The sequence below is a fragment of the Vibrio ordalii ATCC 33509 genome (assembly GCA_000257205.1).
GTDB classification, from domain to species: Bacteria; Pseudomonadota; Gammaproteobacteria; order Enterobacterales; family Vibrionaceae; genus Vibrio; species Vibrio ordalii.
Genome location: AEZC01000238.1, coordinates 1 through 203 on the forward strand (window position 1 = coordinate 1; position 203 = coordinate 203).

General features: G+C 39.9%; 1 pseudogene. It reads left to right on the forward strand.

Annotated elements, in window-relative coordinates:
* Window positions 1-203 (forward strand): annotated as a pseudogene (locus tag VOR_RS19175) (hypothetical protein); the annotation flags it as partial.

Here is a 203-nt window from a genome sequence, read left to right on the forward strand (position 1 = left end):
ACTAAAAAAATATTATTAATTTTTACTCTTCTATTGCCATTCTATGCTTTCTCCGGAACACAAACGGGTAAAGTCGCTTGGATTGTTGTTAGGGCATCCGATGGCTTGGTCTATTTTGGTATTGAGGGCTCGCCAGCTTCAGGTAAGCCACAATGTGCAACACATAGTTATTGGATGATCCGTGATGAAAACTCTAATGTAGG